This is a genomic window from Mycolicibacterium hodleri, from assembly GCF_025822245.1.
In the GTDB taxonomy this organism is placed as follows: domain Bacteria; phylum Actinomycetota; class Actinomycetes; order Mycobacteriales; family Mycobacteriaceae; genus Mycobacterium; species Mycobacterium hodleri.
Window position 1 is genome coordinate 146726 of sequence record NZ_JACKTL010000053.1, and the last position, 26736, is coordinate 173461.

At 67.8% G+C, this 26736-nt stretch carries 24 protein-coding genes and 3 pseudogenes; 17 read left to right on the forward strand and 10 right to left on the reverse strand.

Going from position 1 to position 26736, the window contains the following annotated elements; translation table 11 throughout:
- Positions 1 to 57: 57 nt before the first annotated feature.
- From H7J06_RS23115 to H7J06_RS23125, 3 genes are all read left to right on the forward strand, one after another.
- Positions 58 to 1143 (forward strand): hypothetical protein, encoded by a 1086-nt coding sequence (locus H7J06_RS23115; RefSeq protein ID WP_264041603.1) that lies wholly within the window; start codon positions 58 to 60, stop codon positions 1141 to 1143.
- Positions 1144 to 1164: 21 nt separating this feature from the next.
- Positions 1165 to 1872, forward strand: coding sequence for a hypothetical protein (locus H7J06_RS23120; RefSeq protein ID WP_308205820.1), 708 nt, complete (start codon positions 1165 to 1167; stop codon positions 1870 to 1872).
- Between the two features lie 114 nt (positions 1873 to 1986).
- Positions 1987 to 3531, forward strand: coding sequence for a serine/threonine-protein kinase (locus tag H7J06_RS23125; protein ID WP_264041604.1), 1545 nt, complete (start codon positions 1987 to 1989; stop codon positions 3529 to 3531).
- Between the two features lie 5 nt (positions 3532 to 3536).
- On the opposite strand, the gene H7J06_RS23130 is transcribed toward H7J06_RS23125, so the two are convergent.
- The 3 genes from H7J06_RS23130 to kstD all read right to left on the reverse strand — a co-directional run bounded on the left by H7J06_RS23130 (position 3537) and on the right by kstD (position 7098).
- Positions 3537 to 4430 (reverse strand): MPT63 family protein, encoded by an 894-nt coding sequence (locus tag H7J06_RS23130; protein ID WP_264041605.1) that lies wholly within the window; start codon positions 4428 to 4430, stop codon positions 3537 to 3539.
- Between the two features lie 102 nt (positions 4431 to 4532).
- Positions 4533 to 5393: an enoyl-CoA hydratase ChsH3 gene (chsH3, locus tag H7J06_RS23135; RefSeq protein WP_264041606.1), complete on the reverse strand. Its 861-nt coding sequence runs from the start codon at positions 5391 to 5393 to the stop codon at positions 4533 to 4535.
- 1 nt (position 5394) lies between these two features.
- On the reverse strand, positions 5395 to 7098 hold the full coding sequence (gene kstD, locus H7J06_RS23140) for a 3-oxosteroid 1-dehydrogenase (protein ID WP_308205821.1): 1704 nt from the start codon (positions 7096 to 7098) through the stop codon (positions 5395 to 5397).
- A gap of 62 nt (positions 7099 to 7160) precedes the next feature.
- Between kstD and H7J06_RS23150 the strand changes: the two are divergent.
- From H7J06_RS23150 to dmpG, 3 pseudogenes are all read left to right on the forward strand, one after another.
- Positions 7161 to 8052 (forward strand): annotated as a pseudogene (locus H7J06_RS23150) (2-keto-4-pentenoate hydratase).
- An 11-nt stretch (positions 8053 to 8063) separates the two neighbouring features.
- Positions 8064 to 9062, forward strand: a pseudogene (locus H7J06_RS23155) (acetaldehyde dehydrogenase (acetylating)); the annotation flags it as partial.
- A 179-nt stretch (positions 9063 to 9241) separates the two neighbouring features.
- Positions 9242 to 10493 (forward strand): annotated as a pseudogene (gene dmpG / locus H7J06_RS23160) (4-hydroxy-2-oxovalerate aldolase).
- A 37-nt stretch (positions 10494 to 10530) separates the two neighbouring features.
- Here dmpG and H7J06_RS23165 read toward each other — a convergent pair.
- Positions 10531 to 10926 (reverse strand): hypothetical protein, encoded by a 396-nt coding sequence (locus tag H7J06_RS23165; RefSeq protein WP_264041751.1) that lies wholly within the window; start codon positions 10924 to 10926, stop codon positions 10531 to 10533.
- A gap of 169 nt (positions 10927 to 11095) precedes the next feature.
- Positions 11096 to 12403 carry a cytochrome P450 gene (locus H7J06_RS23170; RefSeq protein WP_264041609.1) on the reverse strand — a complete coding sequence of 436 codons (1308 nt, stop codon included), beginning with the start codon at positions 12401 to 12403 and terminating at the stop codon, positions 11096 to 11098.
- Positions 12404 to 12516: 113 nt separating this feature from the next.
- On the opposite strand from H7J06_RS23170, the gene H7J06_RS23175 reads away from it, so the two are divergent.
- On the forward strand, positions 12517 to 13191 hold the full coding sequence (locus tag H7J06_RS23175; protein WP_264041610.1) for a TetR/AcrR family transcriptional regulator: 675 nt from the start codon (positions 12517 to 12519) through the stop codon (positions 13189 to 13191).
- A 76-nt stretch (positions 13192 to 13267) separates the two neighbouring features.
- On the opposite strand, the gene H7J06_RS23180 is transcribed toward H7J06_RS23175, so the two are convergent.
- Positions 13268 to 13825 carry a TetR/AcrR family transcriptional regulator gene (locus tag H7J06_RS23180; RefSeq protein WP_264041611.1) on the reverse strand — a complete coding sequence of 186 codons (558 nt, stop codon included), beginning with the start codon at positions 13823 to 13825 and terminating at the stop codon, positions 13268 to 13270.
- Positions 13826 to 13938: 113 nt separating this feature from the next.
- On the opposite strand from H7J06_RS23180, the gene H7J06_RS23185 reads away from it, so the two are divergent.
- The 3 genes from H7J06_RS23185 to H7J06_RS23195 are packed head-to-tail and all read left to right on the forward strand — an operon-like array spanning position 13939 to position 16310.
- Positions 13939 to 14934 carry a zinc-dependent alcohol dehydrogenase family protein gene (locus tag H7J06_RS23185; protein WP_264041612.1) on the forward strand — a complete coding sequence of 332 codons (996 nt, stop codon included), beginning with the start codon at positions 13939 to 13941 and terminating at the stop codon, positions 14932 to 14934.
- Entirely contained in the window at positions 14931 to 15914 is a 984-nt protein-coding gene (locus tag H7J06_RS23190; protein WP_264041613.1) for an amidohydrolase family protein, read from the forward strand. Before H7J06_RS23185 ends, H7J06_RS23190 begins: the two co-directional genes overlap by 4 nt.
- A gap of 48 nt (positions 15915 to 15962) precedes the next feature.
- Complete coding sequence (locus H7J06_RS23195; protein WP_264041614.1) at positions 15963 to 16310, forward strand: DoxX family protein; 348 nt, start codon at positions 15963 to 15965, stop codon at positions 16308 to 16310.
- Here the strand turns inward: H7J06_RS23195 and H7J06_RS23200 are convergent.
- Positions 16307 to 17203 (reverse strand): alpha/beta hydrolase, encoded by an 897-nt coding sequence (locus tag H7J06_RS23200; protein ID WP_264041616.1) that lies wholly within the window; start codon positions 17201 to 17203, stop codon positions 16307 to 16309. The two genes, H7J06_RS23195 and H7J06_RS23200, sit on opposite strands and share 4 nt — an antisense overlap.
- Positions 17204 to 17568: 365 nt before the next feature.
- On the opposite strand from H7J06_RS23200, the gene H7J06_RS23205 reads away from it, so the two are divergent.
- The 4 genes from H7J06_RS23205 to H7J06_RS23220 all read left to right on the forward strand — a co-directional run bounded on the left by H7J06_RS23205 (position 17569) and on the right by H7J06_RS23220 (position 21102).
- Positions 17569 to 18648, forward strand: a complete 1080-nt coding sequence (locus tag H7J06_RS23205) for an alkene reductase (protein WP_264041617.1) — start codon at positions 17569 to 17571, stop codon at positions 18646 to 18648.
- Complete coding sequence (locus H7J06_RS23210) at positions 18645 to 19067, forward strand: nitroreductase family deazaflavin-dependent oxidoreductase (RefSeq protein WP_264041618.1); 423 nt, start codon at positions 18645 to 18647, stop codon at positions 19065 to 19067. The genes H7J06_RS23205 and H7J06_RS23210 overlap by 4 nt, the downstream gene beginning before the upstream one ends.
- Complete coding sequence (locus tag H7J06_RS23215; protein WP_264041619.1) at positions 19060 to 20418, forward strand: FAD-binding oxidoreductase; 1359 nt, start codon at positions 19060 to 19062, stop codon at positions 20416 to 20418. Before H7J06_RS23210 ends, H7J06_RS23215 begins: the two co-directional genes overlap by 8 nt.
- An 84-nt stretch (positions 20419 to 20502) precedes the next feature.
- A complete protein-coding gene (locus H7J06_RS23220) occupies positions 20503 to 21102 on the forward strand; it encodes a TetR/AcrR family transcriptional regulator (RefSeq protein WP_264041620.1) in 600 nt (199 codons plus the stop codon).
- 21 nt (positions 21103 to 21123) lie between these two features.
- Here the strand turns inward: H7J06_RS23220 and H7J06_RS23225 are convergent, their stop codons facing one another.
- Positions 21124 to 22038: a serine/threonine-protein kinase gene (locus H7J06_RS23225; protein ID WP_264041621.1), complete on the reverse strand. Its 915-nt coding sequence runs from the start codon at positions 22036 to 22038 to the stop codon at positions 21124 to 21126.
- Positions 22039 to 22167: 129 nt separating this feature from the next.
- Positions 22168 to 23163, reverse strand: coding sequence for a cytochrome c oxidase assembly protein (locus tag H7J06_RS23230; protein WP_264041622.1), 996 nt, complete (start codon positions 23161 to 23163; stop codon positions 22168 to 22170).
- A 60-nt stretch (positions 23164 to 23223) separates the two neighbouring features.
- Here H7J06_RS23230 and H7J06_RS23235 point away from each other — a divergent pair, with 60 nt between their 5' ends.
- Both H7J06_RS23235 and H7J06_RS23240 read left to right on the forward strand, forming a co-directional pair.
- Positions 23224 to 23715, forward strand: a complete 492-nt coding sequence (locus H7J06_RS23235; protein WP_264041623.1) for a MarR family winged helix-turn-helix transcriptional regulator — start codon at positions 23224 to 23226, stop codon at positions 23713 to 23715.
- The gene (locus H7J06_RS23240; RefSeq protein ID WP_264041624.1) at positions 23708 to 24157 is read left to right on the forward strand and encodes a hypothetical protein; all 450 of its coding nucleotides are present in this window, start codon (positions 23708 to 23710) and stop codon (positions 24155 to 24157) included. The genes H7J06_RS23235 and H7J06_RS23240 overlap by 8 nt, the downstream gene beginning before the upstream one ends.
- 13 nt (positions 24158 to 24170) lie before the next feature.
- Here the strand turns inward: H7J06_RS23240 and H7J06_RS23245 are convergent, their stop codons facing one another.
- Positions 24171 to 25640, reverse strand: a complete 1470-nt coding sequence (locus H7J06_RS23245; RefSeq protein ID WP_372515391.1) for an MFS transporter — start codon at positions 25638 to 25640, stop codon at positions 24171 to 24173.
- Between the two features lie 156 nt (positions 25641 to 25796).
- Here H7J06_RS23245 and cysK point away from each other — a divergent pair, with 156 nt between their 5' ends.
- Positions 25797 to 26732 carry a cysteine synthase A gene (gene cysK, locus H7J06_RS23250; RefSeq protein ID WP_264041626.1) on the forward strand — a complete coding sequence of 312 codons (936 nt, stop codon included), beginning with the start codon at positions 25797 to 25799 and terminating at the stop codon, positions 26730 to 26732.
- Positions 26733 to 26736: the final 4 nt, after the last annotated feature.

Below are 26736 nucleotides of genomic sequence, written 5' to 3' on the forward strand. Positions count from 1 at the left end.
CCGGATTCGACGGTAATCTCGACCTACGTAGCAAAACGCGCGGGAGGGAGCCGAGTCGTGGGTGTGCCACCCGACAGCAGCCCGTTTGGTTCACAGACGGTGACGGGGCCTGGCTGGCCGAACGTCGACGAGGAGTCGCTGGCGGCTGCCGCGGCCTCCTACGAGGCGCTGGCGGCCAAGATAACCGGCTCGGTGGTACCGCAGCAGCAGGGCCAGATGATGAAGATGGCCGATCAGTGGAAGGGCGCCAGCGCGCTTGCCGCCGGGGGTGAAGCCACCACGATCGTCGCCGGTCACGAGGCCAATGCCGCCCAGGCCGCGGCAATCGCCCTGAAGCTGCGCACCATGGAGGCCACCGTGGCGAAGACGAAGATGTTGGTCAACGTCACCGCCCAAGAGGTTCAGCACGAATGCGAGGCGTTGTCGGCGATGCCCTTCGGCAACGCCCAGGAGCTGGTGCAGAGCCGGATCAAGGCGGGTCTGTCGCAGAACATCGCCATGGTGAACGCGAACTCGGCCGAACTGGCGTCCGGCCTCGGCGTGCCGCCCAACATCCCCAATCCGGGTGCCCCTCCTGGGACCGCTCAGGTGTCGCAGGCCGCAGACAAGGGCTCGCAGCAGGCGATGCAGATGATGATGCAGATGGGCCAGATGGCGATGCAGCTCCCGCAGCAGATCGGCGGCATGTTGACCCAGGCACCGCAGCAGCTGATGCAGCCGCTGCAACAGATCATGCAGCCGTTGCAGCAGCTGATGTCGGCGGGCAAGGGCAGCTCCGGCATGGGTTCGTCGGTGTCGCCCTTCTCGGCGTTCTCCAACCACCCGCTGGCCGGTGGCTCGGGTGCGGGTGCCGGAGGCGGCATGGTGAAGGCGGCGGGGCTGCCAGGATCTGGCGGTCTGTCACCGCAGTCACCGGCCCTGGCCAGTCTGGTCGGCAGCTCCGGTGACGTGTCGGTGCGGCCCGCGGGCGCGAGCGGGGCGGCGATCGCGGGCTTGGCGCCGGTCAGCGCGGGCGCCGGTGGCATGGGCGGCGGCATGGGCATGATGGGCCAACAGCGCGGCGAAAGCGGTGGCACCGGCTCGTCGCTCGCCGCTCCGGCACCGCTCGACTACGGCGAGGAAGAAGTCGACGATGACTGGTGAGCTAGGGGGAGGTGTTTCCTGATGTCCATGGATCCGATGCACACGCCGGGCGCCCTGAACTGGGATCCCGCCAGTGTCGAGCTGCCCCAGATTCCGATGCTCCCTCCGGGTGAGGACGCCATGAGCATGACGATCGCCGGCGTGCTGCCGACCTTGACGGCGCCGATGGCGGCGAGCGTGACCGCGCTGCAGGCCAAGGAGACCATGTTCGCCGGCAAGTTGGGTTCGGCGCAGAGCGCTTACGAGAACGCCGACGACCAGGGCGGTCAGTCCGTCGGCCAATTCGGTCAGATGCTGGGACAGCTCGGTCAGATGGCGGGGCAGGCCGGCGCGCCCGCGCAGCAACTCGGCCAGCAGGCAGGCCAATTCGGCTCGATGATTCAGCAGGCCATGCAGGCGGCCCAGGGCGGCGGGGGTGGCGGTTCCCACGGCGGGTCACGAGGAGCCAGCCAGCCAGCCGGGCAACCAGCAGGTCAGTCAGCCGGGCAGCCAGCCGGCGGTCAGCCGACGGCCGGCCAGGGTGCGGGTGGCGCAGGCGCACCTCCGCCGCAGCAGTCACCCGAGCAGCGGGAACGCGAGGAGCGAGACGAGCGCGCAGAACGGGAGCGGGCTGGCAGGGATGGCCGGCCACCGCTCGACCACGCCGCCGCCGGCCCCGCACCCCATGGCGCGGGCCCCGCGCCCGTCGCACCACCGCAGCGTGGAGACGGCCTCGAACGCAACATGTGACCGCCGAGCACTACGCTCGTTACTGACGCGCAAGCATGCAAAAGTCAGATCGAGCGACTCGGAGGTACGGGAATGAGTTCGCCACCACCCGATGAGTGGCCTTCTCTCCCGCCCTTGCCGGATGACGAGCTGACCATCGGTCAGACCTTCGCCGGATACGAGATCATCGCCCTGCTGGGCTCCGGCGGGATGGGTCGGGTGTATCTGGCGCAGCATCCTCGGCTACCGCGGCGCGACGCGCTGAAGCTGCTTCCGTCGGCTTGGTCCGCCGACACCGAGTACCGCGCCCGCTTCAACCGCGAAGCGGATCTTGCCTCCACGCTCTGGCATCCCAACGTCGTCGGGGTGCACGATCGCGGCGAGGCAGACGGCCAGCTGTGGATCTCGATGGACTACGTCGACGGACTCGACGCCTCGCGGCTCATCGCCGAGCGACATCCCGCCGGCATGCCCGCCGACGACGTGGCACGCATCGTCACCGCCGTCGCCAGCGCCCTCGACGGGGCCCACAAGCGCGGCCTGCTGCACCGGGACGTCAAGCCGGCCAACATCATGCTGACCCACCTCGACGACGACGGCGAACAGCGAATCCTGTTGACCGACTTCGGCATTGCCCGCGACATCAACGAGTCCGACGACGTGTCCGCGTCGACGACGGCGATCGGCACCGTCGCGTACTGCGCACCGGAACAATTGTCCGGCGACGAGGTCGGTCCCCGGGCCGACCAGTATGCGCTCGCGGCAACGGCGTATCAGCTTCTGACCGGCGAGCCCCTGTTCCCGAGCTCGGACCCCGCCGAGGTGATCCACGACCACCTCAACTCGAAGCCGCCGACGCTAGCGTCGAAGCGGCCGGAGCTCGCCGCGCTCGACCCCGTCCTGACGGTCGCGCTGTCCAAGCGGCCCGAAAGTCGTTTCGCCCGTTGCGCGGACTTCGCGCGCGCCCTGAACGAGAAGATCGCGACGTTGGGCCCGCGCTCGGCGGTCGCCCCGCCGAACTACGGCCCACCGCCCGCGGGAGACACCTTCGCCAACCTCTACACCGAGCCGTTGACCGTTGATCCGCGGGCGGTCGGGCCCAAGGCCAGGAAGTTCCCCGTTGGACCGGTCGTGGCGGCGGGCGCGGCGGCGGTGGCCGTCGCGGTGCTGGCCGTGTGGGCGTTGTGGCCGTCGTCCGACGGACCCGACTCGTCGGCGGACGCGACGACGTCGACCACCACGTCGTCGGTGAATTCGGCTGCGCAGCAGCGACTCCGCGGAGCTCTTCCGCCGGGCTACTCCTCTGAGGCATGCACCCCGGCGGACGTGCCGCAAGCCGCGGCGGCGAAGGTCGTATGCACCCAGAACACCGATGCCGGCGGACCGCCTGCCTCGACGTTCACCTCGTTCGAGGACGTCGCGGCGGTGCAGGCGGCCTTCGGCGCGGTGGTGGCTGACATGCAGGTGGTCAACTGCCCCGGCAACATTCAGTCACCGGGAGCCTGGCGCCGCAACGCCACTCCGCAGCTGGTCAGTGGCACGCTCGTCTGCGGCTACCGCGACAGTGTGCCCACCCTGACCTGGACCGACAACGCCAAGCTGATGCTCGCCTCGGTCGACGGCGCCGCGAACGGCCCCAATCTCGACCAGCTCTACGTGTGGTGGTCGAGCCACTCCTGATCTGATCAGGCCGGCGGCGGCACGATCACCGTCGTCGAGGGCGCGGCCGGCCCAGCAGCCGCGGGTGCGGCAGCCGGCGCCGGCGTGCCGACCGGCAACGGCGTGCCCTGGCTTCCGGTGGGCGCGGTGCCCCCCTGAACGCTCGCGGGCAGCGGTGCCCCCTCGGTACCCGCCGGGACGGGTGTCGTCGGCGTGGCGCCGGGGACCGGCGTGCCCTGGCTGCCAGGTGCGAGCGGGGTGCCCTGGCTACCGGCTGGAATCGGCGTGCCCGAGCTGCCCGCCGGTTGGACGGCGCCCGGCGCGGGGACGGCCTCGGCGCCCATCGGCGCGCCGGGGACTGCACCTGGCGCCGGCGTCGCGGGGGTGGTGGACGCGGGGGAAGACGACGAGTAGCTACCCCCGCCCCGCTGCGTGGGCAGCTGCGGCGGCGGCTGGACCCACACCAGGAGGTCATGGCTGCCGTCGTTGTAGACGACGCTGTCGGGCGTGTCGCCGGTGACGTCGAAGTACACCTTTCCGGTGGTCCGCTCACCCTGGGTGAGCGTCGCCGGGTTCACGCCCTGCGGGGTCGCGACACCGAACAGCACGCGGTAGGTCTCGCCAGTCTTGGCGCGCGCGTTCAGGTTCGAGACGATGGGGGTGACGTTGCCCTCGATGGCCTGATCGGTCGCGGTGGCCTCCCACAGCGTGCCCGCGACCGGGTAGGGGATCACGTCGGTGCTGGGCTTCAGGTTGGTGATCGTCCAGCCCTGCACCACGTTCCCGTTGGTCAGCCTGGCTTCGTTCCCGATCGTGGTGGTGGTCAGATCATCGGCGGCGGCAATCGGCGTTCCGACGAACCCGATCGAGCCAACTGCGGCAGCGGCAGCGGCTGCTGCCAATGCTGTGGTGATCTTCACGTGACGTGCCTCCCCATGAGTCAACGACGTTCCCACGACGGAAACAGTCGTATGCCTGAAGCTATCAGGTCCCCAGCAAGTGTCCGGTCACCAATTTCCGGACTAGGCCGGTGTCAGCTCCACGCCGGAGAGCACCACCGCGTCGTCACGATCCGGAGCCACGAAGACCGCGAGCAGCCGTCCGTCGTCCTCCCATACGCGCGCCACCAAGGTCTCGCCGGGAAAGAGGACTCCTGCGAAACGAGCGCCGTACGAACCGACGCGTGCCACGTCGCCGTCGAGGAAGCGGTCGACGAGCGCCTTGGCTCCGATGCCGTAGGTGCACAGTCCATGCAGGATCGGCTTCGGAAAGCCTGCCGCTGCGGCAAATTCGGGGTCGGAGTGCAGCGGGTTGCGATCACCGCAGAGCCGGTACAGCAGGGCCTGCTGCGGCAACGTCGGGATGGACAACTCGACGTCCGGGGCGCGGTCCGGCGGCTCGGCCGAGGACGAAGAGCCACGCTCGCCGCCGAAGCCGCCCTCCCCGCGGGCGAAGATGGAGCGTCTCTGGGTCCACAACAGATCGCCACCGGGAGTGGTCACCGTCGTCTCCGACCAGATCACCGCCGCCTTGCCCTTGTCCCAGATGTCGGTGAAGCGGGTGACGGCCCGTCCCGTTCCCGACGGCGGGATGGGACCGGGAACGGTGACGGTCTCGCTGGCGTGCAGCACCTTCGACAGCTCGATGTCGATGCCGGGGAACTTCACCGTCGGCGCCTCGGTCGCGTGGAACGTCTGCGCGACGCATCCGAACGTCGGCAGCACCTGGGGCGTGTCGTCGGCCAGGTACCGGAGCTCGCGGGCGTCCAGCGGATCGGCGCCGGCTCCCAATCCGAGGTGATACAGCTGAACGTCGCTGCTGCTCCAAGAGAACTCGACCGGCGGCAGTTCGGCTCCGATGGCCTCGTCGAGGTCGATCGGCACGTCAGGCCGTTCCGGAGGTGGTCGACGCCAGATGCAGCGCAGCGAGGTATCCGAACGTCATGGCGGGGCCGATGGTACCGCCGGGACCGGGATAGGTGTGGCCCATCACCGGTGAGCTGACGTTGCCCGCGGCGTACAGCCCCTCGATCACCGATCCGTCGTCGCGCAGCGCCCGGCCGTTCACGTCGGTGCGCACGCCGCCCTTGGTGCCGAGGTCGCCCGGCACCAACTTGGCCGCGTAGAACGGACCGTGGTTGATCTCGCCGAGGTTGGGGTTGGGCTTGTTGGTCGGGTCGCCGTAGTAACGGTCGTACGCGCTCTCGCCGCGATGGAAGTCCTCGTCGACGCCCGCGCGGGCGAAGCCGTTGAACCGCTCCACCGTGCCCTTGAACTCGCCGAGCGGCAGTCCGGTCGTCTCGGCCAGTTCCTCGATCGTGTCGGCCTTGACGACGACGCCGGACTCCAGCCATCGCTTCGGAATGCGCTGTCCCGGTTGCAGACCCGCGAAGATGTAGCGGTCGCGGTATTGCTGGTCGAACACCAGCCAAGAGGGCACGTTCTCGCCGGGGCCCTCCCCCTGGCCGAACTCGCCGCCGTACATCCAATGACACGCCTCGACGTACGGCATCGACTCGTTCATGAACCGCTTGCCGCTGGTGTTGACGATGATCGAGCCGGGAGAGTTGCGCTCGGACAGCGCGAACCACGGCGCCCCGACGAGCGGCACGGTCGGGCCCCACCAGGCGTCTTCCATCAATTCCAGTGCGGCACCGAGCTTCTCGGCGGCGATGATGCCGTCGCCGGTGTTGGCGACCGCTCCGACGGTCCACTCGGTGGTGATCGGTGCGCGCTGGTACTTCACCCGCATCTGCTCGTTGTGCTCGAAGCCGCCGCTTCCGAGGATGACGCCACGGCGCACGCGAATTAGCCGCGGCTCGGCGCTCTCGGGTTCCGTGGTGTCGCGCACGTAGACCCCGCGGACGACGCCGTCCTCGACGTACAGATCGGTCAGGGCAGTGTTGAGTTGGACTGGCACGCCGGCCCTTTGGAGGCCGATCCGCATGGGGGCGATCAGGGCGCGGCCCATGCCGACCAGGTTCTTGCCGGTGACCTTGGCCCAGGTCGCGCGGATGCCCACCTTGAGACTGCGCAGTACGCCACGTGGATGCCGCTTCAACTGGTTGAGCCGCACGTAGTCCTGCTGCATGACGACCATGTTCATGGGGACCTTGCCGTACGGCGGTTCGAGTCCCGACTCGTCCGGCCCGAGCTTCTTGGCGTCGAACGGCTTGGGCTCCACCGATCGACCCGTGGGCTTGCCGCCCGCGGCCTCGGGGTAGTAGTCGGAGTACCCGGGCACCCAGCACAGCTTGAGCGGCGAGTGCTTCAGCACGAACGACAACATCTCCGGTCCGCGGTCCAGATACGTGTCGATCTTCTCCGGCTCGACGGCGTCGCCGATGATCGTGTGCAGATAGGTGCGGGCGGCGTCGGCGGTGTCCTTCACCCCGTCCCGCTTGAGCACTTCGTTGTTCGGAATCCAGACTCCACCACCCGACCGGGCAGTGGAACCGCCATAGTGCGGAGCCTTCTCGACGACTAATGTCGAGAGTCCCTGGTGGGCGGCGGTGAGTGCGGCCACCATCCCGGCGGCGCCGCTTCCGACCACGACGACGTCGTACTCCTGTTGAGTCATGTAGAACACGTTATAGAATTGCCCGGCCGACCCACAACTGTGCCGGTCGACGAAACGAGGGGACTTCACCGATGTTGTCGTCTGCAGTGCGTGCCGAGTTGGCCGCGGAGTTGGCCGAGGCTGAGCGGGGCAGGGTGCCGATGACGCCGTTGACTGATCGGTACGTCGAGATCGACGTGGTCGACGCTTATGAGATTCAGCTGTTGAACATTCGTCAGCGGGTGGCCGAGGGTGCGCGGGTGGTCGGGCACAAGGTGGGTTTGTCGCCGAGATCGACGTGGTCGACGCTTATGAGATTCAGCTGTTGAACATTCGTCAGCGGGTGGCCGAGGGTGCGCGGGTGGTCGGGCACAAGGTGGGTTTGTCGTCGGTGGCGATGCAGCAGATGATGGGCGTCGACGAGCCGGATTACGGTCACCTGTTGGCCGACATGGAGGTCTTCGAGGACAAGCCGGTGCCGGCGGGCACGTTCTTGTATCCGCGGGTGGAGGTCGAGGTCGGGTTCATCCTGGCNGATGATCTGCCGGGGGCGGGGTGCACCGAGGACGACGTGTTGGCCGCGACGGCGGCGTTCGCGCCGTCGATCGAGTTGATCTGATCGACACCCGCATCACCGACTGGAAGATCANGTTGTGCGACACGATCGCGGACAANGCGTCCTCGGCGGGGTGGGTGTTGGGTACCGATCGGGTGTCTCCGAAGGACGTCGACGTCAAGAACATCGACGCGGTGTTGACNCGTAACGGTGAGGTGGTCGCCGAGGGGCGCAGTGATGCGGTGTTGGGCAATCCGGTGACCGCGGTGGCGTGGTTGGCCCGCAAGGTCGNCCAGTTCGGGGTGCGGTTGCGGGCNGGGGACATCGTGTTGCCCGGGTCGTGCACGCGGGCGATTGACGCGCGTCCGGGTGACGACTTCGTCGCCGATTTTCTGGGGCTGGGTTCGGTCCGTTTGTCGTTCGAATAGGGAGTGTCTGCATGGGTGAGAAGGCGACCGTCGCGATCGTCGGGTCCGGCAACATCAGTACCGACTTGTTGTACAAGTTGCTGCGTTCGGAGTGGTTGGAGCCACGCTGGATGATCGGGATCGACCCCGAGAGCGAGGGGTTGGCGCGGGCCCGCACATTGGGGTTGGAGACCTCTCACGAGGGGGTGGATTGGTTGCTCGCCCAGTCGGAGAAGCCGGATTTGGTGTTCGAGGCGACCAGTGCCTACGTCCACCGCGCCGCCGCGCCGCGCTACGCCGAGGCGGGGATTCGGGCGATTGATCTGACCCCGGCGGCGGTGGGGCCGGGGGTGATTCCGCCGGCGAATCTGCGTGAGCATTTGGACGCGCCGAACGCCGAGGCGGGGATTCGGGCGATTGATCTGACCCCGGCGGCGGTGGGGCCGGGGGTGATTCCGCCGGCGAATCTGCGTGAGCATTTGGACGCGCCGAATGTGAACATGGTGACCTGTGGTGGGCAGGCCACCATCCCGATGGTGCACGCGGTGTCGCGGGTGGTGGAGGTGCCGTATGCGGAGATCGTGGCGTCGGTGTCGAGTGCGTCGGCGGGGCCGGGGACGCGGGCCAACATCGACGAGTTCACCAAGACCACCAGTGCCGGGGTGCAGCACATCGGTGGGGCGCGTCGGGGGAAGGCGATCATCATCTTGAATCCGGCGGAGCCGCCGATGATCATGCGCGACACGATCTTTTGTGCGATTCCGGAGGACGCCGACCAGGATGCGATCACCGCNTCGATCATGGAGGTGGCCGCGCAGGTGCAGACCTATGTGCCGGGGTATCGGTTGCTCAACGAGCCGCAGTTCGACCCGCCGTCGGTGCATTCGGGTGGTCAGGCGGTGGTGACGGTGTTCGTCGAGGTGGAGGGTGCGGGGGACTACCTGCCGCCGTATGCGGGGAATTTGGACATCATGACCGCCGCCGCCACGAAGGTCGGCGAGGAGATCGCCAAGGAACAGGTGGAGGGTGCGGGGGACTACCTGCCGCCGTATGCGGGGAATTTGGACATCATGACCGCCGCCGCCACGAAGGTCGGCGAGGAGATCGCCAAGGAAATTTCTGGCTGCGGCGATGAGCGCTTGCGCGAAGAGCAGACAGTACGGTCGGGAGGCCACGCATGAGGGTCAGCGAGGAGCGCAGCGGATCGCGCATGGACACCGAGGTCTGGTTCGACGCGAGTTGGGATGTCCGGATGACCGACACGTCGTTGCGTGACGGGTCTCATCACAAGCGTCACCAGTTCACCGCCGAGGAAGTGCAGTCCATCGTGTTCGCGTTGGATGCGGCGGGGGTGCCGGTGATCGAGGTGACTCACGGCGACGGGCTCGGCGGGTCGAGCTTCAACTACGGGTTCTCCAAGACCCCGGAGCAGGAGCTCATCAAGCTGGCGGCCGAAACGGCGACGACCTCGAAGATCGCGTTTCTGATGTTGCCGGGGTTGGGCACCAAGGACGACATCAAGGAAGCCCAGCAGAACGGCGGCTCGATCTGCCGCATCGCGACCCATTGCACCGAGGCCGACGTGTCGGTTCAGCACTTCGGGTTGGCCCGCGATCTGGGGCTCGAGACCGTCGGGTTCCTGATGATGGCCCACACGTCGCCGCCGGAGAAGCTAGCCGCCCAGGCCCGGATCATGGCTGATGCGGGCTGTCAGTGCGTGTACGTCGTGGACTCGGCCGGGGCGTTGGTGCTCGAGGGGGTCGCCGACCGCGTGGCCGCGTTGGTCGCCGAATTGGGATCGGATGCGCAGGTCGGGTTTCATGGCCACGAGAACCTCGGGTTGGGGGTGGCCAACAGTGTGGAGGCGGTGCGGGCGGGGGCCAAGCAGATCGACGGCAGTACCCGGCGTTTCGGGGCGGGTGCGGGCAATGCGCCGGTGGAGGCGATGATCGGGGTGTTCGACAAGATCGGGGTGAAGACCGGGATCGACTTCTTCGAGATCGCCGACGTTCGGGGCGGGTGCGGGCAATGCGCCGGTGGAGGCGATGATCGGGGTGTTCGACAAGATCGGGGTGAAGACCGGGATCGACTTCTTCGAGATCGCCGACGCNGCCGAGGACGTGGTGCGCCCGGCGATGCCGCAGGAGTGNCTGNTNGATCGCAACGCGTTGGTGATGGGGTATTCGGGGGTGTACTCCAGCTTCCTCAANCACGCCATCCGCCAGGCCGACCGCTACGGGGTGCCNGCCCATCAGCTGCTGCACCGCGCCGGGCAACGCAAACTCATCGGCGGCCAGGAAGACCAACTCATCGACATCGCCCTGGAAATCAAACGCGAACAGGACGCCGCCCAGCTGCTGCACCGCGCCGGGCAACGCAAACTCATCGGCGGCCAGGAAGACCAACTCATCGACATCGCCCTGGAAATCAAACGCGAACAGGACGCCGCCCCCACCGCGTAGCAAGGGGGAGACGCCGTTACCTCGGCGACTCGTCGAGCTACATCAACGACAGTGTGAAGGGATAGGAATACGTGCCGCCCGGGGCTCCGTCGCATCCGGTAGTGAACGACGATTCCATCGTGCCCTGCAGCGTCGTCGCATCCCACGAATAGACGTCGCGGGTGGGTACGACCGGGCCGTAATAAACGTTGCCGCAACGCAGCCCGTCGGGGACGTCGACGACGAGCGTGTAGCGGCCGTCGACCAGCGGTGCCTCACCCGTGTAGGGAAATGCCTTCGCGACCGGCATGGGTATCGCAGTGACGCTCCGGCACTCGGACGTGGTTTCACAGCGCGAGATGGCCCATATCCAGGTGTGGAAGTCGTACCGCCCGGTGATGTCCAGTGCATAGTTGCCGGCGTTCATGACCGCGCCCGCGGGTGGCGCAAGCATCGTCACGGCCGTCGCCAGTGCACAGAACACCACGAGGCTGATACCCGTCTTGCCCAGGCTCGGGAACTTCACAATGACTGAAGGTACGCCGAAGCGACCTGTGACCAGCCCGTTGTCTCGCTGAGTGGCATACGGTGCGGCGGACCGGGCCCACGACGATGGGAGTCCGTCAGACCGTGGGCGGAGTGCCGACCATCTGGCGATGACCCAGTTGACTTGGCAGATGCGCGAATCCGCGTAGGTTGACGAGTCCGCGGTGTTCGACGTCCGTGGTGACCCGAACGTCGGGGAACGTGTCGAACAGAGCACGAAGCGCGGAACGGCCTTCGATCCGGGCCAGCGGTGCGCCCAGGCAGACGTGGATGCCGGAGGCGAAGGCGAGATGGTCACGGGCGTTGGACCGGGTGACGTCGACGCGGTCGGGGTCGGGGAAGACCGCCGGGTCTCGATTGGCGCCCCCGAGCAACAGCGTGATCGTGTCGCCCGCGCGAATGTCGGCGCCCGCGAGTGTGACGTCGCAGATGGCCGTGCGAGCCGTCATCTGGACGGGGCTGTCGAAGCGCAGGAGTTCCTCGATCGCGTTGGGCCACAACGATGGGTCGTCGTGCAACGCGGCGAGTTGATCGGGGTGGCGCAGCAGTGCGACGATGCCATTGCCGATGAGGTTGACAGTGGTCTCGAACCCGGCGCCGACGAGAAGGATTGCGTTGGAGGTGAACTCGCGAGCCGTCAGTTCGCCGGCGAGTCTGCTGAAGGGGCCCCCGGCGGTTGACCCGGCCCGTAGGGCGGCGAAGTGGTCACGCAGCACCGCGTCGGCGTCGCGCAACGCGTCGATGGCCTCGCGGTAGGTCCGCCAGCCGATCCCGACGTCGAGCAGTGGGGCCGCATGGTGACCCCAGTGCAACATCCGGGGCATGACCTCGGCCGGTAGTCCAAGCAATTCGGTGATGATTTCGAGAGTTAAACGCGTGGCGAAGTCGTCGATCAGATCGGGCTGGGGGAGACCAGCGATTCGATCGATCAGCGCGTCGGTCACCTCGGTGACGCGGGTGTCGAGCTGGGCGATCGCGCGTGGAGTGAAGCTGTGTGCGACCAGCTTGCGGTATCGCGTGTGATCGGGCGGGTCGACGGCGACCATGGCCGGAGGCTCGATTGGGTTGGCCACGGCGGGGTCGGTCCGCTCGACCAGTGCACGCAGTGGCCGCGGAAGGCTGACTGCCGAGGACGGCGTAACCTTGAACCTGTTGTCGCGCAGGATCTCCCGAGTAATTCCGTAGTCGACCGTGACCCAGGTCGACTTGGTCCGCACCAGCGGTCCCCTAGCTCGGATGGACTCCATCATCGGATAGGGATCGTGACCGTTGGTCCGTCCGACGAGCAGCGCCGACAACGGATCGCCCCCGCGGGCACTCGTGGTCAGGTAGGCCCGCGGCGCGCCGTGCATCGCCAACCACCTGGCATACAGTCCGATCCTCATGGCAATCCTCTCGACTCACGATCTGCATGGCGATGAGACAAATATACGCAAAACGTCTCACAGTCTCGACCACGACGCTACACTGACACGACCGAAGCGCAAGGAGTGAGTTGGTGAACGGAAGCCGCACCGAGGAGTTCATGCAGTATCTGAGCGCGCTCGACGCGGATGCGATCGCTCACCTCGAGCAGCCCGACGATCTCACCGCCCGGATCCTCGACGCCACCCGTGAACAGGCCATGGAGGTCGGGTTCCGGCGGATCACCATGGACGACGTGGCTCGGCGCAGTGGGTTGGGCCGCGCCACGCTGTATCGGCGCTTCCCCAACAAGGCGGCACTGATCGACGCCCTGGTGTTGACCGAGGCCCGGCGGTACCTCGCCGGCGACGCGGAGGCCTGGGCGCGGGGCACCACCCTCGAAGATCGGATGTTCCGCTCCACCATGTTCGGGGTGACGTTCCTTCGAGACAACGAACTGTTGCACAAGTTGATGCGCACCGAACCAGATGCGCTGCTGCGCAGCCTCACGGTCGACGCCGGGCCCATTCTCGATTTCGCCGCCGAACAGACGGTGACCCTACTTCGGACCGCGCTTCACGGAGACTCCCACATCTCCGCTGCACAGCAGCGCCACCTGCGGACCGTGGCCGAACTGCAGACCCGGCTGACCTTGTCGTTCATCGTCACTCCGCACACCTCCATCGAGCTGACCACCCCCGCCGAAGTCCGCGCCTACGTGCGCCAATACCTTCTGCCGATGATCACTACGCCCCCGGCACGGGGCTGACGCCAACCGCGATCGCCGGCTCGGTGGTCGACCGCACAGGTGTGTGACCTTCAGCGGGCCGAGGTGATGCGGACGGTCACAGGCTCTCGAGGAAGGCCTCCGCCGCGTCGTGAACCCGGTCGTGCTCGCCGGTGGCCAGCAGGTCGAGCAGAAGACCTCGAATCGTGGCGATCACCAGGGTCGCCCTCCGCGCGGCTGTCACCGGGTCGACGTCGGGGCCTTGTGCCGTGCACAGTGAGCCGATCCAGTCCGACACCACCTGGTCGAGAAAGTCCGAGAATTGTCGTGGTGCTTGCAGAGCGCGCCCGTACACCGCGAAGAAGAGCCGAAACTCCTGCGCTCGCTGCGGGGCAGAAGTCCACTCCCAGGTCGAACGAGCCGCTGCCGCCAGGTCGGCGGGACCCACGAGCATGTCACTGGTAGCCGCGACGAGGCGCTCCCGCAGGCGTTGCAGGACCGCCTGAAACATCTGCTCCTTCGTGCCGAAGTGATGCACGAGTGTGTTGGAGGTGACCCCGACTGCGGCAGCGACGGGGCGCCAGGTCAACTCCGAGAACCCCTGCGCGACCGCGTAGTCGGTGATGGCGTCGAGCAGCTCGGCCCGTCGCCGATGGTCTACCGGTCGTCCGGCCATCGAGTGCCTCCTGGCGTGGTTGTGGCATTACTTGTACGAGTGTATAACTAATAGGGTGGCATGGCCCGCCTCCGTCGCGGTGGTTCGGCCACACCATCATGAAGGAGACGACCATGGCCCAAGTTGTAGTGTTCGACGAGTTCGGCAGCGCCGATGTCCTCTCGATCGTCGACGAGCCGATCAGTGAGCCGGACGCGGCCGAATTGCGGGTCAAGATCCAGGCTTTCGGGGTCAACCGTCTCGACCAGATGATGCGCGCAGGGGAGTATCCCGCGCCGATCCGACTACCGCGTGCCCATTTGGGCGTTGAGGGCACCGGTACCGTCGACGCACTCGGTCCGGGCGTCGAGGGCTTCTCCATCGGAGACGACGTCATCATCACCGCGGTGCCCGACGCCGACATTCGCGGGACCTACGCCGAATACGTGAACGTTCCGGCCGACCGAGTCATCGCGCGGCCCAACGGCCTCGACGCAGTTGGCGCCGCGGCGCTCTGGGTGTCTTACTCCACCGCCTACGGCGCCCTCGTCGAGAAGGCCATGATGCGGCCCGGTGACCATGTCCTGATCACCGCCGCCTCGAGCGGCCTGGGCCTGGCGGCCATTCAAATCGCCAACCAGGTCGGCGCCATTCCGCTGGCCGTCACGCGCAGCCCCGAGAAGACCGACCTACTGCTGCGCGCGGGCGCGGCCGCCGTGTTCGGCGCCGACGCCACGGATGTCGCCCAGGCTGCCAGAAGTCATACCGGCGGCGCGGGCGTCGACGTCGTCGTCGACTCGGTGATGGGCCCCGGGCTCGCTCAGTTGGCCACCGCGGCGAAGACGGGAGGAACTCTCGTCACGGTGGGGTGGTTGGATCCACGACCGGCGTCCTTTCCGATGAATCCCCTCACGATCCACCGGTACGCGAGCTTTGAGCACACACTCGATCCTGCCGCCGTTAGGCGGATCGCCGCATTCCTGAACGCTGGGCTGCGCACGGGAGCGCTTCGGCCCACCGTCGACCGAGTGTTCCCGTTCGCCGACATCGCCGATGCGCACCGCTACCTCGAGCGGGGGCAGCAGATGGGCAAGGTCGTCGTCGCACATCCCTCGGCGTCGGCAGCATGAACGTCGTCGGCCTCGAGGAGCACATCGCCACCGCCGACCTGTTCGCGGCGTGGCGACGGTTCGGCCCCAACGACGTGGCGATGCAGATGACCGAGCGAGCCGCACAGCCGCTGATGGACCTGGGTGAGGGCCGGTTGCGGGCGATGGACGAAGCGGGCGTCGACACTGCAGTGCTGTCCGTCACCACACCGGGACTGCAGCAGCTGCCGGCATCCGAGGCCCTCGCCCTACAGGCCCCCACCAACGACGTCATCGCCGACGCGGTGCACCGACACCCCGGCCGCTTTCACGGCTTCGCGACGTTGGCCACCTCGTCGCCGGATGCGGCAGCGCGCGAACTCGAACGTTGCATCGTCGACCTCGGGTTGCACGGGACCATGCTTCACAGTTTGGCCGGCGACGACTTCCTGGACGCGCCGCGGTACCGCGAGATCTTCGAAGCGGCCCACCATTACCAAGTGCCGATCTACCTGCACCCCAGCTCGCCGCCCGCCACGATCGGTGCAACGTATTACGGAGGCCTTGGCGACGCCGTCGGGGGAATGCTGGGAACCGGCGCACCTGGTTGGCACTACCAGACCGGTGTCGCTCTGTTGCGCCTCATCCTGTCCGGACTATTCGACCGTCTTCCCAATCTTCAGGTCATCGTGGGGCATTGGGGAGAAATGGTCCTCTTCTATCTCGACCGCATTGCCGTGCTCGACGGGTTCTCCAGGCTGGATCGCCCGCTGGAGGACTATTTCCGCACCAACGTGTTCGTCACTCCGGGCGGCATCGCGAGCCACCGATATCTTCGCTGGGCCGTCGACGTCGTCGGCGTCGACCGCATCATGCACGCGTCCGACTATCCGTTCAACAGCGCACGGGACTTCGCGGCGCGCGACTTCCTCACCACGGCGCCGCTCAGTGGCGAGGATCAACGGAAGGTCGCATCCGAGAACTGGAACTCCGTCCTCCAGCAGATTCGTCGCGTGCACTGAACCCGTTGCGCAACAGGGCATTCACCGCCACTCATTCAAGGAGTCTTCATGCATGTCGCCGCTCTCATCCTGTCCGTCGTGCTCGGCCTGGCGATGCTGGCATCCGGGGTGATGAAGCTCATCCGCGCACCGAGAATCGTCAGCATGATGGCAGCGGTTCACGTCACGCCCCCTCAGCTCACCGCCCTCGGGGCGCTGCAAGTCGCCTCGACGATCGGTCTCGTCGCCGGCATCTGGTTCCCACCACTGGCAATCGCCGCTGCGATCGGGTTGGTCCTCTACTTCACCGGCGCCATCGTCGCCCACGTCCGTGCCGGCGATCCCGCCATGCAAGGGGCGGTCGCGTTTCTGCTTCTCGCCGGCGCCACGACCGTCACGCTCGTTCTCGACTACTAGGACGCCAGGTGGTTGCGGATGAACGCCCCGGCGTTGGACAACGCCGTGCGCGCTTCGTCGAGGATGCCGGCAAACCCCTGGAAGACGTGCGGCACACCGGCTGTGATCTCGAGGGTGACGGTGAGGTCCGCGGCGGCAGCGTACGTGGCGAGTCGTGTCGCGTCGTCGAGGAGGACTTTGTGCGACCCGGCTTGAATCAGCAGCGGGGGGAGGCCGTGGAGGTCGGCGAACAGCGGGCTGATCAGGGGCGCTTTGCGGTCATGTGTTCCGACGTAGTCGTCGGCGCGCCGTCGCAGGGCCGCTGCACTCAGAACGGGATCGGCGGCGGCCTTGTTCGTCATGCTGACCGCGCTGAGCGTGACGTCGACCCACGGCGACATCAGCACCGCCGCACGGGGCAACGGCAGGCCGGCGTCCCTGGCTGCGATCAAGGTGGCCAAAGCCAGTCCGGCCCCGGCCGATTCACCGGCGATCGCGACGCGCGACGCCGGTTGGCCCTCTGCGAGCAGCCCGCGATATGCGGCGAGTGCGTCGTCGACTGCTGCGGGGTGAGGATGTTCGGGGGCGAGTCGGTAGTCCACCGAGGTAGCTCGCGCCCGTGCGTGGCGGCCGAGGTCCGAGGCCAGCCCGAGCGACGTCGACGCCGATCCCAATGCGTAACCACCGCCGTGTAAATAGACGATGACGTCGTCGGTGGTGGAGACCGAGGCTACGTCGACGTCGACGACGGGGATGCCGCCGAGGACACGGTGGGTGACCGCGACGTCGTCGGGCAGTGGCTGTGCGCCGGCCATGGCCTCGAAGAGGGGGCGTTGGACGGCGACGTCCCCGCCGATGTCCAGTGGCCCATCCCGTAGCAATTGGTCCAACGCGTCGCGCTGTTGCCGGCTCATCCCTGCGACCGTCCCACTGCAGACACGCGTGCCGCCTTCCCGGTTATCCGGACGAATGTGTCCGCTTCAGTCTAAGCCGGTTTTCGCGGCCGTGGCAGTGCGTCGACGACGCACTGTGTGCGAGCGACGTCCGCGGCGCCTGGACGGGTGTTCCAAGATTGCTGTGTGGCAATGGTTCTGATGACGATTCCGCCGCGTCGACCTCGGGGGCCGAGGCCCGCTGGTGTGGGTGTGGTCTGCCGTGGCGACCGCTTGACGAAATGGCTCAGGGGAGGGATGCTCAGCTTAATCGGAATAAATCGTCCGTATATGTGTCGCTGCACGCGCACCACTCGACCACCGAGCGGCCTCGAGAGGAGTGAGACATGACCGACATGTGGGATCCGATCACGATCGGGCGCATGCGGCTTCCGCAGCGAATCACCATGTCGCCCATGACCAGAAGCCGCGCCCTCGACGACGGCACGCCGGCACCGATGGCCGTCGAGTACTACGCGCAACGCGCCGCATTCGGCCTGCTGATCACCGAGGGGACGCAGCCATCGGCTGACGGCCAGGGCTATCTGAACACGCCGGGGATCTACACCCCGGAGCACGTCCGGGGGTGGCGCGCGATTGCCGACGCACTGCATGCCCGTGGCGCACACCTCGTCATTCAGTTGATGCACGTCGGACGCATGGCCCATCCCGACAACACCCCACATCACCGCGTACCGGTGGCGCCGTCGGCGATCGCCCCCGGCGTGGACATGTTCACGCCTACCGGCAAGCAGCCGGCCCCGACGCCTCGCGCGCTGACCGTCGACGACATCGCTTCGACCGTCGAGGACTTCGCCCACGCCGCTGAGATGGCGATCGGAGCCGGTGCGGACGCCGTGGAGATTCACGGCGCGAATGGCTATCTGCTGCACCAGTTTCTGGCACCGAATGCCAATCACCGCACCGATGCCTACGGTGGCTCCATCGAGAACCGGTCGCGGCTCACCCTGGAGGTCGCCGCGGCGGTGAGCGCCCGCATCGGCGCCGACCGCGTCGGCATCCGGCTCTCCCCGGGTGCCCCACTGGGTGGGCTGGACGAGGGCCCCGAGACCCACGAGTCGTACCGGTACCTGGTCGCCGAACTCGCCAAGCTCGACTTGGCGTTCCTCGACGTGTACTCCTTCGACGATCACGGGCTGCTCGCCGACCTCCGCGCACTCTGGCCCAACCCGCTGCTGCTGATCAGGGATGGCCGGACTCTCGACGCACTCGGTGACGACGTGGCGGCCGGCCTCGCCGACGTCGCGCCGGTAGCCAAGTGGGCGTTGGCCAATCCCGATTTTCTGGACCGATTGCGGGCCGGCGCGCCGCTCAACGATCCCGACCCCGCGACCTTCTACACCGGCGGGGAGCACGGTTACACCGACTACCCGGCGTTGACCGACGTCGACGAGGAGGCGTCATGACCGACGACGACTTCAATGCGCGCAACATCGAGGAGTTCCGCGCCAACCACGGCAAGCTCGGCGGAAACTTCGAGGGTGCCCCAGTTCTGTTGCTGCACAGTATCGGTGCGAAGAGCGGTGAGGAACGGGTCAGCCCGATGATGTACATGGCCGACGGCGATCGCTACCTGGTGTTCGCTTCGGCCGCGGGTGCCGACCGCAACCCGGCCTGGTACTGGAACCTGACCGCGCACCCCGACGTCAGCATCGAGGTGGGGGACCGGCAACTCGACGTCCGCGCGGTCGAGCTCACCGGTGCCGACCGCGACGTGACGTACGCAGAGCAAGCCAAGCGCTATCCCGGATTCGCTGACTACCAACGCAAGACGACGCGCGTCATCCCCGTCTTCGCACTCATCCCGAGGGGGCACGATGACTGAGGCCCTCGTCGCGGTTCTGCGTGCGGAGCTGCCCGGTGTCACGCACCAACCGGGAGACGACGTGTACACCGCGGCAACGACTCCGGACAACTCAAGCTTCCCGCAGCATCCCGCCGCCGTGGTGACGGCGCGGTCGACCGACGACGTCGCGCGTGCAGTCACCGTCGCGTCGAAATCGGGCAGCCGTGTCATCGTCCAGGCCACGGGGCACGGTGCAGCCGCACCGATCGGTCCTGAGGCCGTGCTCCTGGACACGTCCGCGCTCGACTCCGTCGACGTCTCGGCGGGTGTCGCGCGAGTCGGCACGGGCGCGATGTGGCCGGCAGTGCAGGCCGCAGCGGCACCGCACGGACTGCTCGGGTTGAGCGGCACCTCGCCGACCGTCGGCGTGGGCGGCTATACGTTCGCCGGCGGAGTCGGCTGGTTCGTCCGCAAGCACGGACTGGCCTCGGCGTCCCTGCGATCGGTCGAGTACGTCGACGGCACCGGGCGAATTCGGCGGGCGGTTGAGGATGCCCCGGAATCGGTTGACCGAGAAGCACTCTGGGCGTTCCGAGGCGGAGCGCCAGTCGGGATCGCCACGTCGATCGAGCTCGACCTGGTCGACGTCCCCGAATTGTGGACCGGTTACCTCTTGTGGCCGGTCGATGCCCTTCCCGCGGTAGCGGCGGCGTGGGCCGCAGCCACCGCCACGGTCAGCGACTCGGTCACCAGCTCGCTGTCGTTGTTACACCTGCCGCCCGACGGCCCATTCCCCGACGATCTACTGGGCACCACCGTCGTGCACCTGTCCTACGCCTCACCCGACGGCGGTGAACACCTCGGGCCGATGCACGACGCCGTGTGTGCGGCGGCACCACCGGTGGTCGACACCACCGCAGCAGGTGACATCGTGTCGCTGGCGCAGATCCATCTCGACCCGCCCGCCGCCGTACCTGCCCGTGGCACCGGTCGGTGGCTCGGTGCCGCCGGTGCAGACCTCGCCACCTCGATGTTCGACGCGGCACGAATCGGGCAACCCGGTGGGCTGAACATGATTGAGTTGCGCCACACGGACTCTCGGACAGTCGGTCCCATGGGTGCGATGACCACCGTACCCGCGCCGTTCCTCCTGCACGCGGTGGGCATCGGCGCCGACGACGGCAGCCGTCACCGGACCGACGAGGTACTCCGCGCCGTCGAGAATGCGGGGCGCGCTGCCGACGTCGGACGGTCCGCCCCCTCGTTTCGGGAGGGGCAGCCCGATTCCGCCGATGCCCTGCCACCGGTCGACCGAGACAGACTCCGCGCCATCAGGGACGCCCTCGATCCCGACCGCGTGCTGGCGTTTGCCCGTCACCCCGTGCCGTGAGCATCGGTGGCAGCTACACCTGCCCGGCGGCGGTGACCAATGGCCGGTTCCCTACCGGTGACGAGTCTGTGTGAGACTCGGTCGATGCCCGGTGGAGAGCCTCCGCGTCGGCGCCCGCGAGCCGAACGGCGGGACGCCGTCGAAAACAGAGAGAAGATCCTGCGCACGGCTGCCGACCTCATCGCGGTGCGCGGCTACCAAGTGCCGTTGAGCGAGATCGCGGACGCCGCTGGCGTCGGCGTGGGCACGTTCTACCGTGCGTTTCCCGACCGTGCCGGTTTGCTCGAGGAGTTGCAGCGCCGTGGCTACGAACTGCTGCTGACGACACTGAGCCGCATCAAGGCGGACGGGCTGACCGGTGCCGACGCCGTCGAGGCCTACCTGGAGGAGTGCCTGACCATCGCGAATCAGCTGGTGGCCATGCCACTTCGTGGTGGCCAACCACTCGCCGACGACGCCGCCCTCGAGGCGAAGGCGCGCATCGGCGCGGCGATCGGCGACTTCCTCGCCGAAGGTCGAGCAAATGGATCCGTCCATGCCGATGTGACGGCGCTCGACGTCATCGTGTGCGGCACGCTCATCGCCATGCCGTTGCCGTACGGTCCGGACTGGGGAGCCACTGCACGGCGGCATATCGCACTCTTCATCCGTGGAATGAGAAGCACCCCAGACGTTCTGCCGTGACAGCGCACGAGCACCTGCCGCTCAGTGGCGGCGAAACCCCTTGAGAAGCCCACGTACTCGCGTCGCCCCGCTGGTCGAGCGGGCCGGCACGCGGATGGGTCGCCGCGCGGCGGCGATCTCTTCGGCGAACTCCGTTCCGTTCGCCGGTCGCCGGCGGGGGTCCTTCTGCAGGGCCCCGGCGATGAGGGCTTGGAGTGGCTTGCCGACGGCGTCGGGCAGCGGGGTGGGCTCGTCCTCCATGTGACTCATGGCAATGGCCAGCGGATCCTGGCCGGCGAATAGCGCTGTGCCGGTGATCATCTCGTATCCGACGACCGCGAGCGAATAGACGTCGCTGGCCGCGGTGGCGACGTCGCCACGGGCTTGCTCGGGTGACATGTACCGCGCCGTTCCCATCACGGTTCCGACGTGGGTCAGGGTGGCCTCGCCCAATACCCGCACGATGCCGAAGTCGGTGAGCTTGGCGGAGCCGTCCTTGGTGACCAGGATGTTGCTGGGCTTGACGTCGCGATGCACCACGCCGGCGGCGTGTGCGTGCCCGAGCGCGCGGGCGATGCCCTCGAGCACGTTGAGCGCCCGTCCCGGCGGCAGTCGCTCGGATCGGTGGATCAGCGCGCTGAGGGATTCACCACGGATGAACTCGGTCGCCAGGTACGTGATCGTGCGCCCGCCAAGCGGGGAGGGGTCGGGGACGTGGCCGTAGTCGACGAAGCGGGCGATGCCGGGATGGTCGAGCGAGGCAATCGTGTCGGCTTCGCGCCGGAACCGCGCCTGGGTGACCACGTCTTCGGAAACCTCGTCGCGCAGGATCTTCAGGGCGACGAGGTCCTTGGTTCGCAGATCCGTCGTCTCCCAGACCTGGCCGGTGCCGCCAAATCCGATGAGTCGCTTGAGCTTGAAGCGGTCGGCGACCACGAGCCCAGCCATGCGCGTCATGGCAGTGCGTCCTTCCGGCCGGACGGATGACCGCGATCCGCCACGTGGGCAAGGGCGCGGGTGCCTCTTACGGTATCGCAGCGGGGCTGCCCGGACGTGCCGTTGGCCCGTCGGGTGTCGAGGCTTTCGTCACCGCCCTCGGCCGTGACGGGTGGCGTCGTGCAGCGCGGCAAGCCGGGCGTTGTAGGCCGCGAGCGCCGCCTCGTCGTCGTCCATGTCGACCGAGCCGTCCGACGTCGAGTCGGCACCAAGGGTCGCACCCCTGCGCACGCCGTCCAGCCACGGCCCGAGGCTGGCGCCGGCCCGGTCACCCTTGGACACCCACCGACCGCCGACGACGACCATGAGCACCATCATCAAGCCGTCGCCGCCGAACCACATGATCGCTCCGGCGGTCGCCTGGTCGACCAGGGCGGAGGGTCCCCAGTCACGCGAGGCCGCGTATGCCGGTGCCAGGGGCGTGCTGGTCATCATCAGCATGATCCCGACCAGGGTGTCGGGGAACATGCAGATGGCGAGCACGACGAATTTGAGCAAGTGGGCCAGCGGGGGATCGGTGGTCAGTTCGTCGCCGACCAGGGGAAGCAGCAGGAGGTATCCGGCGACGAAGTAGAGCACCAGCTCGCCGTCATGGATCCACTCGTGTTGGCTCATGGCCTCTTGAAAGCCGGTGAGGTGGGTGAGTACCAGAACCGCGGCGTAGAGCGGCACCGTGAGCCGCGGCGAGATCAGCCACCGAAACGTCCGCCCGTGCCGTATCCGGTCGACGCGGTCGCCGACGAGCGGGCCGCCGGCATCGTGGAGCAGCCGGATGGGCTGCGCCCAGACCAGCAGGGCCGGCACGACGGTGATGAGCACGAGATGCACGATCATGTGCACCCAGAACAAATGATGCGAATAGACGGCCAACGGACCGTTGACCACCACGACGAGCAGCACGGCGGCGGCCGCGGCGGCCGACGTGCGCAACGGTGCCCACCGCTGTCCGCGCCTGCGTAGCTTGACGAGCGCGGCGAGGTAGGCCGTCAGGCCGAGGATGATCAGCAGATCGGCCACCGGCGACGCCGTCCAGGCCACGAGTACGGCGGCGAGGTCGGGCGGTGGCGCCGCGTCCATGTTCACCATTGCAGTATGCAACAGTTGCTCCTACCCTCAGGCGAGGTCGGATTCGGACGGAGGAGTCACATGCCGGCGCGAGGCGCAACCGACGCGCAGGATTCGGTGGATGCGATCACCGACGCGCTCCTGACCGCATCACGTCTGTTGGTCGCCATCTCGGCGCGCTCCATCGCCGAGAACGACGAGACGCTGACGATCGCCCAGTTCAGGACCCTGGTGATCCTGTCGACCCGCGGGCCCGTCAACCTCGCCACCCTGGCCGGCCTCCTCGACGTGCAACCGTCGACGACCGGCAGGATGGTCGAGCGGCTCGTCGGTGCCGGGCTCATCGACCGACGACCGAACCCGCAATCGCGGCGCGAGCTGGTGGTGAACCTCACGGATCGGGGACGGCAGGCCGTCGCCGCCGTCACCGACGAGCGGCGTCGAGTACTCGCCGACACCGTCGCCAAGATGCCCGCCGACGAACGCCGGGGACTGGTCCGCGCACTGACCGCGTTCACCCGTGCGGGGGGCGAACCGGCCGTGCGGCAAGTAAGCGACGGCTTCCTTGTCTGACCCCGTGCCCGGCCGGGCCCTCGTGCTCGGCGCACTGGCGGCGTGCCTGCTCGGCGGCTGTTCGAGCACCCTGCCGGGATATCCACCCCCGGCGTCGTCGGCCGTGGCTCGTCCCTCGACGCTGGCTACGACGGCCACCCGTGGCGGCGAGCTGGGCGCCCTGAGCGCCCGCGGCGTCGTCAACGCGTTGGTGGCGGCCGGTCTTCCCGCTCCCAACGCCGTGGACACCACCGCCCAAGAATGTCCTGCCAGCGCGTGTGAACAGTCGGTGGTCACCGACACCGTGCGCGTGAAGTCCTTCGACACCACGGCGCGCGCACAGAACTTCGCGGCGTCCCGTGATCTCTTCCAGCTCGAGACGATCGTCGTCGAATTCGCGCCACCGCTGTCCGAGCAGGACCGAGCCCGGTACCGAGCCGAGCTCGAAGTGCTCGTCCGGTGACGGCGTCGCCCATTCACTCCGATGCGCGGGTCACCGGCGTGCGCGGCATGGCGGCCACCGCCACGGCGGTTGCCGCCGCGACGACGAGGACGCCGGTGAACACCGCCGCCGAGCCCGCCTGAATGGCCGCCGGCCCCACGGCGTGGATGTCACCGGCGCCGAAGATCGAATTGGCGATCGCGCCGAAGATCGCGACGCCGATGGCACTGCCCAACGAACGGGCGAACATGTTGTTGCCCGTCACCACGCCGCGTTCCTCCCACTCGACGCTGGACTGCGCGGCGATCAAGGTGGGCACCGCCAGCAGTCCCATGCCGCCGCCCATCACGAAGCACGCCGCCGCCACCACGGCCACGTTCGGATGGCCGACCGTGGCCACCAGCGCTGAGGCGCCCACGATCACCAGCGCCACGCCGACCGTGGCCGTCCACTTGAAACCCCAACGCAGATAGAGCCTTCCGGCGACCGCCGCGGTGGCCGGCCAACCGATCGTCAGGGCTGCCAGGGCGAGACCCGCGACGATGGGTTCGACGCCGAGGGAGCCCTCCAGGAACGTCGGCACGTACGACGTCAGCCCCATCAAGATGGCCCCGACGCCGAACGCGACGATCGTGGTCGCACACAACAGTCGGCGGGAGAACACCCACAGGGGCAGAATCGGCTCGGCAGCTCGCCGCTCCACGAACACGAACGCGATCAGCAGGACGACGCCCGTCGCGAACGCCGCGATGCTCGGCACGGAGATCCACGCCCAGCTCTGCCCACCGCCGAGAACGCCGAGCACCAATGCCGTCATCGCCAGGGCCAGCAGCACGGCGCCCGTCGAGTCGACCGCCCGATGCCGCCGCTCGACGGTCTCGTGGAAGTGCCGGTTGAACATCCACGCGGCGACCAGACACAGCGGAATGTTGATCAGGAACACGCCACGCCAGATGCCGAGTTGGGAGAACGCGCCGCCGAGCATCGGGCCGACGACCGAGGATATCGCCCACACGCTGGCGAGATATCCCTGCACTCTGGCGCGCTCGGCCACGGTGTAGACGTCTCCGACGATGGTCATCGCCGTCGGTTGGACGGCACCGGCACCGAGGCCCTGGACCGCTCGAAATACGATGAGCGCCAGCATGTTCCACGCGCCGGCGCACAGGATGGAGCCCACCAGGAACAGGCCGATGCCCAACAGCAGGATCGGTTTGCGGCCGAAGACGTCGGAGAGCTTGGCGTAGATCGGAGTGGTAACGGCCTGCCCCAGCAGGTAAGCGGAGAACAACCACGGGAACTGGTGGAAGCCGCCCAGTTCGCCGACGATCGACGGCACGGCCGTCGCCAACACCGTCGAGTCGATGGCGACCAGGCCGGTGCTCAGCATCACCGAAATGAGTACGGGGCCGCGCTCGGACCGGAATCCGACCGCGGCTCTACTGGTGACGGTCAACGCCGCAGCTCCTCTCGTTCGGGCCGACACGACCCGCGGCGACCCCATCGGTTATGCCCGCCGCCGTCGAAACCTACGCCGCGAACCTGGTACGAATTCGTCACTGCCACCGGGCCGGGTGCCCGCGCCGACTCGCCCCGACGACCTCGCGCATAAACTCGAGACACGGCGCCGGTGCCGACCGGCCACGACGAAGGGTCAGCCATGGGCAGGATCTACGAGAACGTCAGCGAGCTGGTCGGGCGCACCCCGCTCGTCCGGCTGAACCGGTTGACCGACGGACTCGGTGCGCAGGTCGTGGCCAAACTCGAGTTCTACAACCCGGCCAACAGCGTCAAGGACCGCATCGGCGTGGCGATCATCGACGCGGCCGAGCGGTCCGGCGAGCTGAAGCCCGGCGGCACGATCGTGGAGGCGACCAGTGGCAACACCGGCATCGCCCTGGCCATGGTCGGCGCGGCCCGCGGGTACAAGGTGATCCTGACGATGCCGGAGACGATGTCCACCGAGCGGCGGGTGATGCTGCGCGCCTACGGTGCCGAGATCGTCCTCACCCCGGGGTCCGAGGGCATGGCCGGCGCCGTCGCGAGGGCCAAGCAGATCATCTCCGAGACGGAGAACGCGGTGGCCGCCGACCAATTCGCCAACCCCGCGAACCCGGCCATCCACGAGGCGACCACCGCCGAGGAGGTCTGGGACGACACCGACGGGAAGGTCGACATCTTCGTCGCCGGAATCGGTACCGGCGGCACCATCACCGGTGTCGGGCACGTCCTGAAGGCCCGCAAGCCGGGCGTCCAGATCGTCGGTGTCGAACCGCTGGATTCGCCGCTGCTGACCAAGGGTGAGGCCGGCCCCCACAAGATCCAGGGCATCGGCGCGAACTTCGTCCCCGAGATCCTCGACCGGGGGAGTTACGACGAGATCATCGACGTCACGCTCGACGACTCCGTGCGGGTCGCCCGCGAACTGGGCACCGAGGAGGGCATCCTCGGCGGCATCTCCTCCGGTGCGATCATTTGGGCGGCACTGGAATTGGCGAAGCGACCGGAGAACGCCGGGAAGCTGATCGTCGCCGTCGTCTGCGACTTCGGCGAGCGCTACATCTCCACCGTGCTGTTCGACCACATCAGGGATTGACCGC

Bases quoted from the DNA above. Each gene is read 5' to 3' on its own strand.
- H7J06_RS23120 (WP_308205820.1), top strand. From the start codon at position 1,165: ATGTCCATGGATCCGATGCACACGCCGGGCGCCCTGAACTGGGATCCC.
- H7J06_RS23165 (WP_264041751.1), bottom strand. From the start codon at position 10,926: ATGCTTGCGCCACCCGCGGGCGCGGTCATGAACGCCGGCAACTATGCA.
- H7J06_RS23170 (WP_264041609.1), bottom strand. From the start codon at position 12,403: ATGAGGATCGGACTGTATGCCAGGTGGTTGGCGATGCACGGCGCGCCG.
- H7J06_RS23180 (WP_264041611.1), bottom strand. From the start codon at position 13,825: ATGGCCGGACGACCGGTAGACCATCGGCGACGGGCCGAGCTGCTCGAC.
- H7J06_RS23185 (WP_264041612.1), top strand. From the start codon at position 13,939: ATGGCCCAAGTTGTAGTGTTCGACGAGTTCGGCAGCGCCGATGTCCTC.
- H7J06_RS23190 (WP_264041613.1), top strand. From the start codon at position 14,931: ATGAACGTCGTCGGCCTCGAGGAGCACATCGCCACCGCCGACCTGTTC.
- H7J06_RS23195 (WP_264041614.1), top strand. From the start codon at position 15,963: ATGCATGTCGCCGCTCTCATCCTGTCCGTCGTGCTCGGCCTGGCGATG.
- H7J06_RS23200 (WP_264041616.1), bottom strand. From the start codon at position 17,203: ATGAGCCGGCAACAGCGCGACGCGTTGGACCAATTGCTACGGGATGGG.
- H7J06_RS23205 (WP_264041617.1), top strand. From the start codon at position 17,569: ATGACCGACATGTGGGATCCGATCACGATCGGGCGCATGCGGCTTCCG.
- H7J06_RS23210 (WP_264041618.1), top strand. From the start codon at position 18,645: ATGACCGACGACGACTTCAATGCGCGCAACATCGAGGAGTTCCGCGCC.
- H7J06_RS23215 (WP_264041619.1), top strand. From the start codon at position 19,060: ATGACTGAGGCCCTCGTCGCGGTTCTGCGTGCGGAGCTGCCCGGTGTC.
- H7J06_RS23220 (WP_264041620.1), top strand. From the start codon at position 20,503: ATGCCCGGTGGAGAGCCTCCGCGTCGGCGCCCGCGAGCCGAACGGCGG.
- H7J06_RS23225 (WP_264041621.1), bottom strand. From the start codon at position 22,038: ATGACGCGCATGGCTGGGCTCGTGGTCGCCGACCGCTTCAAGCTCAAG.
- H7J06_RS23230 (WP_264041622.1), bottom strand. From the start codon at position 23,163: ATGGTGAACATGGACGCGGCGCCACCGCCCGACCTCGCCGCCGTACTC.
- H7J06_RS23235 (WP_264041623.1), top strand. From the start codon at position 23,224: ATGCCGGCGCGAGGCGCAACCGACGCGCAGGATTCGGTGGATGCGATC.
- H7J06_RS23245 (WP_372515391.1), bottom strand. From the start codon at position 25,640: ATGGGGTCGCCGCGGGTCGTGTCGGCCCGAACGAGAGGAGCTGCGGCG.
- cysK (WP_264041626.1), top strand. From the start codon at position 25,797: ATGGGCAGGATCTACGAGAACGTCAGCGAGCTGGTCGGGCGCACCCCG.